The 13041-nt window shown below is 52.8% G+C and carries 10 protein-coding genes; all 10 read left to right on the top strand.

All coding sequences use genetic code 11. The annotated features are described in order from the left end of the window. The first annotated feature begins 57 nt into the window (after positions 1 to 57). The 10 genes from MCJ35_RS16555 (at position 58) to MCJ35_RS16510 (ending at position 13013) form a co-directional block, all read left to right on the top strand. Complete coding sequence (locus MCJ35_RS16555; protein ID WP_025486354.1) at positions 58 to 1278, top strand: LL-diaminopimelate aminotransferase; 1221 nt, start codon at positions 58 to 60, stop codon at positions 1276 to 1278. 26 nt (positions 1279 to 1304) lie between these two features. Continuing rightward, a complete protein-coding gene (locus tag MCJ35_RS16550; protein ID WP_008718351.1) occupies positions 1305 to 1745 on the top strand; it encodes an Lrp/AsnC family transcriptional regulator in 441 nt (146 codons plus the stop codon). Between the two features lie 65 nt (positions 1746 to 1810). Further along, positions 1811 to 2593: an N-acetylmuramoyl-L-alanine amidase gene (locus MCJ35_RS16545; RefSeq protein WP_025486355.1), complete on the top strand. Its 783-nt coding sequence runs from the start codon at positions 1811 to 1813 to the stop codon at positions 2591 to 2593. A gap of 157 nt (positions 2594 to 2750) precedes the next feature. Beyond that, positions 2751 to 4820 (top strand): diguanylate cyclase, encoded by a 2070-nt coding sequence (locus tag MCJ35_RS16540; RefSeq protein WP_240299579.1) that lies wholly within the window; start codon positions 2751 to 2753, stop codon positions 4818 to 4820. A gap of 262 nt (positions 4821 to 5082) precedes the next feature. Beyond that, entirely contained in the window at positions 5083 to 6231 is a 1149-nt protein-coding gene (gene dgoD, locus MCJ35_RS16535; protein ID WP_025486357.1) for a galactonate dehydratase, read from the top strand. 13 nt (positions 6232 to 6244) lie between these two features. After that, the gene (locus MCJ35_RS16530) at positions 6245 to 8065 is read left to right on the top strand and encodes a cache domain-containing sensor histidine kinase (protein ID WP_025486358.1); all 1821 of its coding nucleotides are present in this window, start codon (positions 6245 to 6247) and stop codon (positions 8063 to 8065) included. Next, positions 8040 to 9572 carry a response regulator transcription factor gene (locus MCJ35_RS16525; protein ID WP_025486360.1) on the top strand — a complete coding sequence of 511 codons (1533 nt, stop codon included), beginning with the start codon at positions 8040 to 8042 and terminating at the stop codon, positions 9570 to 9572. Before MCJ35_RS16530 ends, MCJ35_RS16525 begins: the two co-directional genes overlap by 26 nt. Before the next feature lie 213 nt (positions 9573 to 9785). Further along, positions 9786 to 11141 carry an ABC transporter substrate-binding protein gene (locus tag MCJ35_RS16520; RefSeq protein WP_025486362.1) on the top strand — a complete coding sequence of 452 codons (1356 nt, stop codon included), beginning with the start codon at positions 9786 to 9788 and terminating at the stop codon, positions 11139 to 11141. A 127-nt stretch (positions 11142 to 11268) separates the two neighbouring features. After that, positions 11269 to 12165 carry a carbohydrate ABC transporter permease gene (locus MCJ35_RS16515; protein ID WP_008718343.1) on the top strand — a complete coding sequence of 299 codons (897 nt, stop codon included), beginning with the start codon at positions 11269 to 11271 and terminating at the stop codon, positions 12163 to 12165. A 14-nt stretch (positions 12166 to 12179) separates the two neighbouring features. Next, a complete protein-coding gene (locus MCJ35_RS16510) occupies positions 12180 to 13013 on the top strand; it encodes a carbohydrate ABC transporter permease (protein ID WP_025486363.1) in 834 nt (277 codons plus the stop codon). Positions 13014 to 13041: the final 28 nt, after the last annotated feature.

Here is a 13041-nt window from a genome sequence, read left to right as displayed (position 1 = left end):
CACTGGTTCCGGGGAGGCGGGGCAAGATATCTTCCGGAAAGGACAGGAGGAACACACATGTTTAAGATTAATGAGAACTATTTGAAACTGCCTGGCAGTTATCTCTTTTCAACCATTGGGAAAAAGGTGGCGGCATATCAGCAGGCCAACCCTGACAAGGCGGTCATCCGCCTGGGAATCGGCGATGTGACCCTGCCCATTGCCCCGGCGGTGGTGGAGGCCATCCACAGGGCGGCAGAGGAGATGGGACGCGCGGAGACATTCCACGGCTATGCACCGGATCTGGGGTACCCCTTCCTTCGGGAGGCCATTGTGGAAAAAGACTACAGGGCCTGGGGCTGTCCGGTGGAGGCAGATGAGATATTTGTTTCTGACGGGGCCAAAAGCGACTGCGGCAACATCCAGGAGATTTTCAGCGGGGACAGCAGGATTGCGGTGTGCGACCCGGTGTATCCGGTGTATGTGGATTCCAATGTGATGGCCGGGCGCACCGGTGAATATGATGAAGGCACCGGGATGTGGAGTGATGTCATATACATGCCCTGTACGGAGGAGAATGGGTTTTCCCCGGAGCTTCCAAAGGAGACGCCGGACCTGATTTACCTGTGCAACCCCAACAACCCCACAGGGACAACCCTTGACAGGTCACAGCTTAAGGTGTGGGTGGATTATGCCAACCGGGCAGGGGCCGTCATCCTTTATGATGCCGCCTATGAGGCGTATATCTCAGAACCCGGCGTCCCCCACAGTATCTTTGAGATAGAAGGGGCCAGGACCTGCGCCATTGAGTTCCGTTCATTTTCAAAAAAGGCTGGTTTTACCGGCGTCCGCCTGGGCTTTACCGTGGTGCCGAAGGACCTGAAGTGCGGGGACATGTCCCTTCATTCCCTGTGGGCCCGCCGCCATGGGACCAAGTTCAACGGAGCGCCCTATATTGAACAGAGGGCGGGAGAGGCAGTGTATTCAGAGGAGGGGAACCGGCAGGTCATGGAGCAGGTTGCCTATTACATGAGGAATGCAAGGACCATCCATGAGGGGCTTAAGGAGGCAGGGTACAGCGTGTACGGAGGCGTGAACTCCCCTTACATCTGGCTTAAGACGGAAAATGGCATGACCAGCTGGGAATTTTTCGATTATCTCCTGGAACAGGCCAATGTGGTGGGAACCCCTGGCAGCGGCTTTGGACCCAGCGGCGAGGGATATTTCCGTCTTACGGCATTTGGAACTTATGAAAATACAGTAAAGGCAGTGGAGAGGTTAAAGGCCCTCAGACAATAACGCTGCCAAGGGAGGAACATAAGAGTATGGATGATATCGACCGCAAGATACTTAAGCTTCTGCAGGCCAATGCAAGGATGTCCCTTAAGACCATTGCAGAGAACACCTTCCTTTCCTCGCCGGCCGTGTCCGCCAGGATTGAGCGGCTGGAGAAGGAAGGAATCATAACCGGCTACCATGCCATGGTGGACCCCATGAAGCTGGGGTACCACATCCTGGCTTTCATCAACCTGGACGTGGTGCCGGAAGACAAGCCCAAATTTTACGCGTATGCGAAGGAAGTGCCCAATGTTTTGGAGTGCAGCTGCGTTACAGGGGATTTTTCCATGCTGATGAAAGTGGCGTTCCAGAGCACCATGGAGCTTGATATGTTCATCGGACAGCTTCAGAAGTTCGGTAAGACGAGCACACAGATTGTATTTTCCACCCATGTGGGTCCCAGGGGAGTGGATGTGGACGAAATTTAGTGTCAACATTTGTCTCACTTTCACATATGGTATAGTGTAGAGTCATATGTGAAGGAGAGTCTGATATGGCAGACATTAAGAGAGTGATTATCGATGCCGGCCACGGCGGTGAAGAACCCGGCGCCATGTTTAACGGGCGGCGGGAAAAAGACGACGCCCTGCGGCTGGCTCTTGCAATAGGGCAGATATTAGAGAATAACGGGGTGGACGTGGTTTATACAAGGACCACGGACGTGTTTGACACGCCCCTTGAAAAAGCGCAGATTGCCAACCGTTCCGGCGCTGATTATTTTGTGTCCATCCACCGCAACGCAATGCCTGTGCCCGGCACGGGAAGCGGGGCAACGGTCCTTGTATATGAGAACGCAGGGGTCCCGGCCATGCTGGCGGAAAATATCCAGCGCAACCTGGTGCAGACCGGCTTTAACGACCTGGGAATCCAGGAGCGTCCGGGCCTGATCGTGCTCAGGCGGACCCAGATGCCGGCCGTGCTGGTGGAGGCGGGATTTATCGATAATCCGGAGGACAACAGATTCTTTGATGAGAATTTTGACGCCATTGCCCAGGCAATTGCGGACGGCATCCTGGAGACCATACGCCAGCAGGAGGAGCAGCGGCCGGAATATTATCAGGTCCAGGTGGGCGCGTTTCGCACCAGGATGCCTGCGGACCGTCTGGTAAATGAACTCCAGGCCAAGGGACTGCCAGCGTTCGTGGTGTATGATGACGGCCTTTATAAGGTCAGGGTGGGCGCGTTCCTCAACATGGATTATGCGGTGCGCATGGAGCGGACCCTCCGTAACCTGGGGTATCCTACGGTGCTTGTGAGGGAGCGGGCTATTTATTGATTGGCTTGTGAGGGAGCGGGCTATTGATTGAATTGTATGGAATGGCAGATGCTGCCGTGAAATGTCTGTATGGCATTTTGCGGCAGCATTTTTTGTAACTGTTTTGTCATGTATGTGCTATAATCTAGTAAAACGATGTGTGTAAGGAGGAAGGTCCATGGGGGACGAGGGAAGGGTAAAGGACGGAAAAAAACGTTTTTTGACCATTAAAAAGGAAATATTCCTGCTCAGTTTTATTTCCCTGTCCATTGTATCGCTGATTTTTGCCTGTGTATTCCTGCGGATCCTGTACACAGCCAATGTGGACAATGCAAGGAATTCCCTGAGGGAATGCAACAGCCAGATTGTCACCTACACGGAAAGCATGTTCCATGAAAATGCAGCCGTGGTGGGTATCCTGTCCAGGGATGACACGGTTATCCACGGAGGGTATGGGAATCCCCAGGCGGTTCTGGACATTTACGGCGCAATCCAGGCGGACAACAGCAATATTACCTACATATATTCGGGATATGACGACGGAAGCCTGTACATCAGTGATTATGACACGCCTTCCGGCTATTCCCCCATGGACAGGCCCTGGTATGACGCGGCTATGGAAACGGATGGGGTCGCAAGGCTGGCTTACAGTGACGCGGCCACCGGTGAATGGCTGTTCAGCCAGTGTAAGAAGCTGGTGGATCAGGATGGGGAAACCGTGGGCGTTGTGAGCATTGACTGTTCCAATGACAGTATATCCAGGCAGTTAAGCGCCAGATACCAGTATAAGTCCCAGCGCAGCTATATCATGGATATGGATGGAAATGTAATCATCCATCCGGAGGAAAGATATATCGACGATACGCTGATGAACTATATAGACACGTCTGTATGGGAAGCAGTGGTGGAAGGGACCACCAATTACGGTGAATATGAAAAGGACGGGGTCAACGCCATGGCGTACTTTGAACGGATACCGGACACTGGCTTTTTTGTGGCCACCGCCATTGACGCCTCCGAGGTAATCCTTCCGATTGTGCATGGCGTGATACTGTTAGTGGGTCTGGTCGTGTTCATTTCAGTCATCCTTGGATTTGTATTGAGCCGGGTGCTGATATACAGGTTTGCAAGGCCAATCATGGCGCTGCGGGACAGGATTGAAAAGGTAGCGGACGGCTGCCCGGAGGATAATCCTGATCTGGGCTTTACCAATGCGGAGATTAACGGGATTGCTGACAGCATTGAGGTTATTGTCCTGAATATGGGCAAACGGGAGGAGATGCAGAAGGCCGCCGAATACCTGAGTTTCCACGATTCCATGACAGAGATGTATAACAGGCGTTATTTTGCCGAAGAACTGAAGCGCCTTGATACCCCGCGCAATTATCCGCTGTGCGCGGTATGCTGTGATGTGAACGGTCTGAAGCTGGTCAATGACGTGTTTGGCCATGATGTGGGGGACCGGCTGATATGCAGGGTGGCCCGGTGCCTGGAACGCGGCTGCAGGGAGGACGATATCCTGGCGCGGATTGGCGGGGATGAATTTGCCATCCTCATGCCCCGCACCACGGCTGAGGATGCCCGGAAAATCATAAGCCGCATACGTCTGGGGTTTCCCAAGGAGAATATATGCGGGGCAGAGGTTTCGGCTTCCCTGGGCTATGCCGTGAAGGCGGAGGGAACGGAATCCATGGAGGATATCCTGCATAAGGCGGACCGTATGATGTATGAGGAGAAGCTGACGGAGAGCGTACAGATGAAGCGGGACACGGTGGACAATATTATCCGGGCCGCACAGGGGGAGGGCCTGATTACCCGCCTGTCGAGGCCGGAAGAGGAGGTTCTTGGGAAACTGGCAGAAGCCCTGTGCCCGGACTCTGCTGCTTTGTTAAAACAGGGTTACCAGCTTCGCAGGATTGGCATGTGCAGCCTGTTCCGGCCGGGCGGCCCGGATAAGGACGGGATGGACCGGGGACATACGGAACATGCTTACCGTCTCCTGTCTTCCCTGGAGGAATACAGGAATATAGCGGCCTGCCTGCTCCACTATACGGAGCATTGGGACGGCAGCGGATGGCCGGTAGGCCTGGCTGGCAGGGATATTCCCCTGCTCTCCCGTATCATCGCGGCGGCTGACGCATATTTTGCTTCAGGGGAGGATGGAGGTGTGTTTGAGGAGAACGCTTCCTGGTATGATCCGGATATCGTGGGGGTCCTGCTGAGGATTATGGGGGAGCAGGGGCAGTAAGGATAGAGGGAAAGGAAAATCGGCGCCGGTCTGCATGGCCTTGAGGAAAGGATGCAGGCCGGCGTTTTGTTTTATTGGTTCAATCCTTCTAATAATGATTGTGCAATCTGATGATTACAGCCCCCCTGGATGGCGGGATTTAGATAAAAATTGACATGGGGATTTTTGTGTGATATTTTGTATGATGCCACATGTTATGTGGATAGTGTCATTTACAGATGGTACAGATGGGATGAACCTGTTGGGAAAGGAGATGGCTTATATGAAAATCAAGGAAGTCAACACGTATTTTGTCCGTCCGCGCTGGGGATTTGTGGAAATCATCACGGACGAAGGGTTAAGCGGCTGGGGGGAGGCTGTGTTAGAGGGGCATGCAGGCACGGTTCTGGCCTGCGTACATGAGATGGAGGATTATCTGATCGGGGCGGATCCTGCCAATATTGAGGATATCTGGACCGTCCTGTACCGGGCCGGCTTTTACCGGGGAGGAGGCGTGCTGATGAGCGCTATCTCCGGCATCGACCAGGCTTTGTGGGATATCAAGGGGAAATACTTTAATGCGCCTGTCCATCAGCTGATGGGTGGGAGCTGCAGGAATAAGATGCGCGTATATTCCTGGATTGGCGGCGACCGGCCCTCGGACGTGGGGGCGGCGGCCAGGGAGAAGATGGAGGCAGGATTCACGGCAGTGAAGATGAATGCCACGGAGGAACTGCAGTTCATTGACAGCTATGATAAGATTGACGCGGTGCTTGAACGGGTGGATGCAATCCGCGCAAGCTGCGGGAAGGATTTCGGCATTGCCGTTGATTTCCATGGCCGTGTGCACAAGCCCATGGCTAAAATCCTGGCTAAGAAGCTGGAGGTTTACGACCCCATGTTCATCGAGGAGCCGGTGCTCTGCGAGAACATGGAAAGCTTCCGGGAGATTGCGGCTGCCTGCCAGATCCCCATTGCCACCGGGGAGAGGCTGTATTCCAGATGGGACTTCAAGCGCCTGTTTAAGATGGGAGGCGTGGATATCATCCAGCCTGACCTGTCCCATGCAGGAGGCATCACGGAGGTAAAGAAGATTGCATCCATGGCCGAAGCCTATGATGTGGCCCTGGCCCCCCACTGTCCATTGGGGCCCATCGCCCTCAGCTCCTGCCTGCAGGTGGATGCCACCTGCTACAACGCGGTCATCCAGGAACAGAGCATGGGAATCCACTATAATGTGGGCAGGAGCGTGCTGGATTATGTGGATAACCCGGAGGATTTCCGGTTTGTGGACGGTTTTGTCAAGCTTCCCACAAGGCCGGGACTTGGCGTTGCGGTCAATAAGGAGCTGGTCCTTGAGGAGAACCGGACGCCCCATAACTGGAAGAACCCGGTCTGGAGGCATGCGGATGGCTCCGTGGCTGAGTGGTAACGGGGAATAGGGCATGAAGGGGATATTACATATCTGGAAACGGCAGACATTCGCCAGGCAGCTTACCATGGTCTTCATGGGGGTATTCCTGTTCCAGCTGGTCATCGTACAGGGACTCAGCAGTTCCTATATGCGCAGGTTCATGAAGGAGAAGATTGAGGAATCCTACCAGAATTCCCTGCGCCAGACCACCCTGAACCTGGATACCTCCTTAAAGGGCTATAAGAAGGCCATAGACGAATTGTTCCGGGACACGGATTTCATAATGGCGGTCAATGCGCTTAACAGCATGAATGAGGAGAATGAGTGGAAAATCAAGTCTGAACTGGATAAAACCATGAAGGAGTTCCTGACCTACCGTTCGGAGGTGCGCAGCATGTCCATCCGCACCATTTCGGACATCAGCTACGGCTATGACCGCCAGGAGGTGGAACTGCTCAATCCCAAGATATCCGGCCTGCACCAGCAGTATTTCAGCCAGGGGATTTTTGAGGACAACGGGGGGCTTAAGGGGAAATGGATGTCCACCCAGTACCTGGACCGGAAGGGGACCCGGGAATACTATGTGTATTCCTACGGCAAGCAGATCATGGATTACTACACTAACCGCCAGGTAGGGACGGGGATAGTCAGCATTGAGGAAAGCGTGTTAAGCGAGATATGCGCCAACGGACAGGTAAGCGGGGACAGGGACATCAATTACCTGCTGATCACGGATGCGGACGGCAGGATCATTTCCCACTATGATAAGGACGTCATAGGCAATCTGGTGGACGGATACTTTGAGGAGGCGGACAGGAAGGATCCGGACAGCCCCCATATGGTGCTTATGGAGGAGGTCCCGTCCACCGGATGGAGGATGTACAGCGTGCTGGATGAGAATTATGTCTATCACAGGCTGTATGAAATCCAGAAGACCGTGCTGGCCGTTTCTTTCCTGCTGGCCCTGGCCGTGCTGGCGGCCGTACTGTACGTGTCTAAGAAAATGTCCAAATATATCACGGATATCGTCAATACGATGAACAAGGTCCAGGGCGGCAAGCTGAACGCAAAGGTGGGAATCCACCGGGATGAGAAAAATGAAATCAGCCAGATTGCCACCCATTTCAACATCATGATGAACACGGTCAATGAACAGATGCAGATGGTGAAGGAGTCGGGAGTAAGGGAAAAGGAGGCGGAAATCAGGGCGCTGGAAGCCCAGATCAACCCGCATTTCATCTACAATACCCTGGATTCCATCAACTGGCTGGCCATTGAGAATGACCAGAAGGAAATCAGCAGCATGCTGAGTAAATTTGCCCAGATACTCCGTTACCAGATCCAGCAGAGCAACCAGATTGTCATGATTTCAGAGGAACTATCCTACCTGGAGCGGTATTTATACCTTCAGAAGGTACGTTTCATGGACAGCTTTGAGTACGTCATAGAGTGCCAGGAGTCGGTGAAGACCTGCAAGATCCACAAGATGATATTCCAGCCCTTCATTGAGAATGCCATCCTTCACGGGATGGCGGATGTGGAGCACGGAGGACTGCTTAAGGTCCAGATACGGGAACAGGATGAGGAGCGCCTGGCCTTCATCATCAGCGACAACGGACTGGGCATGTCCAAAGAACAGATTGACGCTGTTTTTGTCCGCAGGATGAATCCGGGTAATTCCATCGGCGTTCTGAACGTGCTGGCAAGGCTGGATTTGTATTATGGGACCGCCTACTCCATCCATGTGGAGAGCGGTGAGGGGAAAGGAACCACCATTGAAACCGTGATACCCAGGCAGTGCATGAGGCCAGGCCAGGAGGAGATTCGTGAAAATACTGATAGTGGAAGATGAATGGAAGACATTAAAAGGATTATCAAACCTGATTGCCGAGCTGGGAGGGGAGTACGAGATGACCGGCCAGGCCAGAAGCGGGGAAGAGGGAATCCGTATGGCAATGGAACTGCACCCGGACATCATCATTACGGATATCCGGATGAACGGCATGACCGGGCTGGAAATGATTAAGGCGCTGAATGAGGAAAAGCTGGGCTGCCGCTATATCATCCTCAGCGGCTACGCGGAATTCCAGTACGCCAAAGAGGCCATCAGCCTGGGCAGCATGGATTATCTGCTGAAGCCGATCACAAAGGAAATCCTGGAGGAATCCCTGCGCAAGGTCAGGACAGCCATTGAGGAGGAGGCCCAGAATATCAGGACCTCATCCATGGACACGGAACAGATCCTGGAGCGGGCGCTGTTCATGCAGGGATTCTCCGGGTCCAAATTCGAGGATGAGTGGAAGAAACGGTTCACGTCCAGGGAGATGGACTTCCTTCTCCTCATACGGGGTGAGAACCGGGTGGTACAGGCCGACTGGGAGCGGATCGTGGCGGAGCTGGTACAGGCGGTGCCGGGAATTGAAGCCTGCGTGTGCCGGGAAGCGCGCCACAAGGAAAATTATATCCTGCTGCGTGGGTACGAGGAGGGAATCAACGAAAGGCTGAACCCGGCTGTAAGGCGGTGCAGGGAGCAGGTTAACCCTTATCTGGTTTTTGCAGGGACCTGCCTTAAGGGGACGGATGAGATAAAGGCAAAGAGGGAACGGCTCCTTGATATGACCAACTGGAACCTTTCCGTGGGGGAACCGGTGGTCCTTACGGAGGAGGTGATAAGCCGGATTGAGACACAGAAATTCAGCTATCCATCGGAACTTGAGAGGAAGATCATCACCTGCATCAATGAGGGGGATATATTGCCGGTGGAAGGGTATCTGGATGAATTCCTCCTGTATCTCAAGCAGAAGGTTTACTCCTACACGGATATCCGGGAAGCCCTTATCTGCCTGACGGCCGCTGTCCTGTACGCCATACGGAGGGCCAGCTACGGGCTGTATGAGAATATCAGCAACCTGAATATCCTGGAGTGGGTGAGGGACAGCCTGTTTCTGGAGCATTATCCCCAGCTTATCCTGAACGTGCTGATGCAGTATGAACAGTATACCAGGAATCTCAGGTCCGGCAACCACCCAATCATCAACCAGGTGCTTAAAATCATGGACAGGGAGTACAAAAGCGACCTGCCCTTAGATGAGATGGCGCAGCGCATGAATGTGACGCCGGAATACCTGAGCACCCTGTTCATGAAGGAACTGGGGATTAAGTATACCACCTACCGGGCCCAGATACGCATTGACGTGGCCAAACGCCTGCTCAGTGAGGGAAAGCTCAAGATTTATGAGGTGGCCGAGGCCAGCGGCTTTCCGGATGTGAAATATTTCACGAAAGTATTTAAGAAATATACGGGGGTCAGCCCGGGGGAATATATCCGGACGAATGGGAAAAATCAGTTTAAGAATTGACACTTTTATTAAAACAGTCAAATTTACGGTGTATGGATTACATGATATGCTTATCTCATCAAATGAGATGGCTCTTGTTGTTAGGAACATGTATCCTGGGAATGGAAAGGACCTGTCTTATGGCAGGTCTTTTTATTGGGAAAATCCCACGGGGCGTGAATGGGTGACCGGACCCGTCCCGGCTACGGCCCAGAGAAAAAAGGAGGAACAGACGTGAAGAAAAGAAACCTTGTAAAGAAAATGACAGCTTTGGTATTGACAGGGACCATGATGGCGTCACTGGCAGCGTGCGGAGGAGGACAGGGAGCAGCCGCAGGCGGCGGGACGTCCGGGGGCACGGAAAACACAGTCAAGGCGGCAGAGGGCGCGGATACCGCGGCCCCGTCCGGGGAAAAGACAAAGATTACCTACTGGGCCCCGTTCTCAGGCGGGGACGGCGATATCATGACGGCCCTTGTGGATGAGTTCAATGCCCAAAGCCCCACCACGGAAGTGGAATTCATGATCATCAAATCAGAGGAATACTATACCAAGCTGCTGGCAGCCATGACTTCTGATTCCGCTCCCACGGTTGCGGTCAACCATATTACCAGGATTAAGGAATATGTGACCGATGAACTGCTGGAACCCTTGGACAGCCTGGCCGCAGATGCTTCCGTGGACTGGACCGGGTTTACGAAACGGCTTCAGGAAGCGTCCCAGGTGGATGGCACCCACTACTGCATGCCCATGGATACCCATCTGCTGCTGATGCATTTTAACACGGATGAATTTGAGAAGATGGGCCTTTTGGAAGATGACGGGACAGTGGTTGTGCCGGATGGGGAAGAGGCGTTCTTTGAATATTTTGAAAAGGTTAAGGCGGACAGCGGCAAGATGCCTCTGTCAGGAACCTCCATGAACGGGCTTCCCATGTATGTGTGGTACACCCTGCTGACCCAGTTCGGCGGCGATGTGTGCGATGCCGACGGCAAGACGGCCACCCTGGACAGCGATGCCAACAGGAAGGCGCTGGAAATCATGATGCGTATGGTGGACAGTGAGATATGGCCCAAGAACCAGAAGAACGGCGCGGAATTGTTTACCGGCAACGTTGCGGTGGCCACCATCAACGGTGACTGGGCAATCCCCACCTTTGAGGGAACCAATGGTCTGAACTTCGTGTCCATGTCATTCCCGCAGTTAGGTACCACCAAATCCGTTTATGCGGATTCCCATACCCTGGTGATGCCTAAGAATGCCAACCTTACGGACGCGGAAAAGACATCTGCCATGGAATTCATGAAATGGATTACGGATAACACAGGCAAATGGGCCAAGTCCGGCCATATTCCCAGCAGGACCTCGGTCATGGAATCCGAGGAATTCAAGGCCCTTCCCTACAGGGAAAACTATGCGGATTCCGCTAACTATGCAAAATTCTATCCTCAGGTATGCGGCGTGGCCGGACTTACGGAGATGACCTACAGGGAACTGGCTGCCATGATTGCAGGGGAGCAGGACGTGCAGGCTACCATGGACCATATGCAGGAACAGTTCCAGGAAATCCTGGATTCCTATAACAGATAGGACGGCGGGGATACGGAAATACCGGGTTAGGAAAATATATTTTTTGAGGCTGCTGCAGGTAATACTGCGGCAGTTTTAAAAAACAGGCGGCGAGGGAACTTAACAGCAATGAAATCGGAGGCATTCCATGGATAAGTCATATCAATCAATCAAACGGAAGAATGCGGTGAGGGAGAACATAACGGCGTGGTGCTTTATCATCCCGTTCCTGCTCTTTTTCCTGTGCTTTCTCCTGTATCCCATCCTTAAGGGCATGAAACTCAGCCTTTTTGATGCGACGCTGGGCGGCAGGACATTTTTTATCGGCATCCAGAATTACGCTGCGATGTTTCAGGACAAAGGGTTCTGGCAGGCCATGTTCAACACCTTGTTTTTTGTGGTAATCTCCACGCCTACGATTGTCCTGGTAGGTTTTATCTTTGCAATGTTCATCAACTCCAGGTTAAAGGGCACCATATTCATCAGGACCTGCTTTTTCTCTCCCTATGTGCTGTCCATGTCCGTGGTGACCGGCCTTTGGATTTTTATTTTCCAGCCTTACACCGGCCTTGTGACACAGCTTACCAATGTACTGGGCATTGGGGAAATGTACTGGCTCAATACGAAATGGCTGGTATGGCTGGCTATCCTGATTACCACTGTGTGGTGGACCGTTGGATTTAACATGATCCTTTTCCTGGCAGGGCTTCAGGATATACCGGAAGACATCTACGAGGCAGCCAGGATTGACGGGGCCAATTCACGGCAGATGCTGTTTTCGGTCACGGTTCCCATGTTAAAGGACACCACGGTCCTGGTAATCATGCTCCAGACCATTGCCTCCTTTAAACTGTTCGGGCAGACCTACCTGATGGCGGGAGGCGGTCCCGGTACCCATACAAGGACCATTGTGCACTATATCTATGAGACAGGCTTTACAAACCGGAGGATGGGACGGGCGGCAGCCATGTCCGTTGCGTTTTTTGTGATGGTGTTCATCATCACCATGCTGCAGAACAAAGTCCTGGGCAGGAAAAAAGATTGAGAAGGAGGAAACCCATGAAGACAAAGAAAAAAATGACCGTGGGAAGGGCTGCTTTATATATTATCGTCTATATTGCGGCATTGTTTTGGATTTTCCCGGTAATCTGGATGCTGGTTTCATCGCTGAAACCCTATGGGACCCCTGTCAGCATCCTGTCCAAGGTATTGACCGGTGTGTTCTCCCTGGATAATTACACAGTGGTTGCCAAAAAGGCGCCGATCATCAAATGGATTTTTAACAGTGCCTCCGTTGCCATTGCGGTTACCATAGGCACCCTGATGCTGACTTCCCTGGCGGCCTACGCCATTTCAAAATTGAAGTTTAAAGGGCGAACCGCCATTTTCCTCCTTATCACGGCCGGAATGATGGTGCCCATTGAATCCATCATCATACCGCTGTACCAGGAGATGGCGGAACTTAAGCTTCTCAATACATATGTGGGCCTGATGTGCCCCAGCCTGGCGGCCCCCATCGGCGTGCTGATCATGAAACGGTGTTATGACGGCATTCCCGATGAGCTGATAGAGGCAGCAGTGCTGGACGGGGCCAATGCCTTTGAGCGGTGGTGGAATATCTGCATTCCGGTATCCAAATCATCCATGGCGGCCGTAGGAATATTCACATTTACCAATTCCTGGAACAATTTCCTCTGGCCCTTTTTATCCATCACATCGGAGAAAATGATGACCCTGCCTGTGGGAATCCCCCAGTTCCAGGGGGCGAACCTTTCGGAATTCACACTGCCCATGACGGCCAGCGTGATTGCCTCCGTACCGGCCATCATCGTATTCCTCATATTCCAGAAACAGATCATCCAGGGCATTGCCATGACCGGTATTAAGGGATAATCATGGTTTAGGGTTATAGTTATAAGGC

Origin of the sequence: Enterocloster sp. OA13 (genome assembly GCF_022440595.1) — a bacterium.
In the GTDB taxonomy this organism is placed as follows: Bacteria; Bacillota; Clostridia; order Lachnospirales; family Lachnospiraceae; genus Enterocloster; species Enterocloster hominis.
This window is presented reverse-complemented; position numbering and strand designations above follow the sequence as displayed.

What these genes read in the sequence shown, in the direction of transcription:
- dgoD (WP_025486357.1), top strand. Translation starts at nt 5,083, where the DNA reads ATGAAAATCAAGGAAGTCAACACGTATTTTGTCCGTCCGCGCTGGGGA.
- MCJ35_RS16515 (WP_008718343.1), top strand. Translation starts at nt 11,269, where the DNA reads ATGGATAAGTCATATCAATCAATCAAACGGAAGAATGCGGTGAGGGAG.
- MCJ35_RS16540 (WP_240299579.1), top strand. Translation starts at nt 2,751, where the DNA reads ATGGGGGACGAGGGAAGGGTAAAGGACGGAAAAAAACGTTTTTTGACC.
- MCJ35_RS16530 (WP_025486358.1), top strand. Translation starts at nt 6,245, where the DNA reads ATGAAGGGGATATTACATATCTGGAAACGGCAGACATTCGCCAGGCAG.
- MCJ35_RS16550 (WP_008718351.1), top strand. Translation starts at nt 1,305, where the DNA reads ATGGATGATATCGACCGCAAGATACTTAAGCTTCTGCAGGCCAATGCA.
- MCJ35_RS16545 (WP_025486355.1), top strand. Translation starts at nt 1,811, where the DNA reads ATGGCAGACATTAAGAGAGTGATTATCGATGCCGGCCACGGCGGTGAA.
- MCJ35_RS16510 (WP_025486363.1), top strand. Translation starts at nt 12,180, where the DNA reads ATGAAGACAAAGAAAAAAATGACCGTGGGAAGGGCTGCTTTATATATT.
- MCJ35_RS16555 (WP_025486354.1), top strand. Translation starts at nt 58, where the DNA reads ATGTTTAAGATTAATGAGAACTATTTGAAACTGCCTGGCAGTTATCTC.